Genomic DNA, 1,425 nt, shown 5'->3' with positions numbered 1-1,425 from the left:
CACCAGCACTTGGCCCGGCCCGCAATCGGGCACTGCGATTTCAACCAACTCCAAAACATCAGGTCCGCCGGGTGTATGAATCTGCACCGCACGCATTGAACTCACCATTTGTAAGCCTTTCAATCTTCCGGCTCGTGTCGCCCGTTAGCGTGGCGAGGCACGCATCCACTAGAACGTCGTCGACTTTCGCGGCTCAAGCCATGAACCATGGGGTCGCAACTCCACGCAGCGCCGCCGGACGTGGTTCATTGCAGTCTCCCGGCACGAAAGGTCGCGCCGTCGGCATCGTCACCGCTGACCATCGTGCACGGACACCTTGTCCTTGGTGAGTCCGCCGAGTCTCGAGTGGATGCGCCCCCCTGTGCCCATCACCAGGGCGAAGAGAATCTCGTTCGGCCGCGGAGCATCTTGGATTCCCACTTCCATGCTGTTGTAGTGACTGCGCACGTACGATGCGTGGATATAGTGCAGCGGAACCATGAGGCGGTAGCCCGTAGCTGCGACGGCCTTCGCTGCCGGCACCATCGCCTTGGGCTCACGCAGCACCTCGCGCATCGCCCAGCCACCGGCCTCGTGCCACACGGCGCCGTGCTCCATCTCGCCGTTGACGCCGACGATTGCCGCCTTACTGTAGACCTCGACCTTGTCGCGTCCAAGCACGTCGATGAGTTCGGTCGCCAGCAGCGTACCCAATGAACGAAGCTCCGCCATGAAGGGTAAGAGGTCCGGCTCATATCGCCCCGCGTAGGGATTCCGGATGACCGCGCAGGCAGCGGCCAGTTTCAGAGGGACCTCCGGTGGCGGGCCACCCTCGTGGTAGATCGTCTCGACATTGAGACTGCGCTTGCGGATTTCAATCAAGGACATAGAACCTCATTGCTTGGGAATGTGTGCATCGTTGACGACAGTGGTCCACTTCTTCAGTTCAGTGCTCACCATCGACGCCATCTCTTCGGGTGTACTGCCGCGCGCCTCACCTCCCATGTCCTCCAGCCGCGCGCGTACGTTCGGGACCTGCAAGGCCTTGAGCGTGGCAGCCCGCAGCTGGTCCACAATCGGACGCGGGGTACCGGCTGGCGCCATCAAGCCGGCCCAGGAAGTCACGTCGTAGCCCGGCACGCCTTGCTCGGCCACCGTGGCGATATCCGGCATGGCACTCCAACGCTGTGCGCCGGTGGTCGCCAAAGCTCTCAACTTGCCTGCCTTGACGTTCTGCATCACCGCCGTAGGCGGCGCAATGATCGCCGGCAACTCGCCTCCGAGCAGAGCTGTGACCAATGCGGCGTCACCTCGATAGGGAATGTGGAGCATGTCCACCTTCGCGCTCTTCACCATCAGTTCACCTGCCAGGTGGTGCGTGGATCCGATGCCAGCCGAGCCGTAGGACACGCTACGCGCGTCAGACCGGGCCGACACTAGCAACTC

The 1,425-nt window shown here is 62.5% G+C and carries 2 protein-coding genes; both read right to left on the bottom strand.

Features of this window, described 5'->3' with window-relative positions; translation table 11 throughout:
• Positions 1 to 288: 288 nt before the first annotated feature.
• A complete protein-coding gene (locus tag AC1DY5_RS55545; RefSeq protein ID WP_478122689.1) occupies positions 289 to 867 on the bottom strand; it encodes an amino acid synthesis family protein in 579 nt (192 codons plus the stop codon).
• A 6-nt stretch (positions 868 to 873) separates the two neighbouring features.
• On the bottom strand, positions 874 to 1,425 hold a 552-nt coding region (locus AC1DY5_RS55540), incomplete at its 5' end, for a tripartite tricarboxylate transporter substrate-binding protein (protein WP_478122688.1).

This window comes from Variovorax sp. P4_D9 (assembly GCF_056401695.1).
The sequence above is the reverse complement of the archived record's forward strand: the minus strand, read 5'-3'. Positions and strand labels throughout refer to the sequence as shown.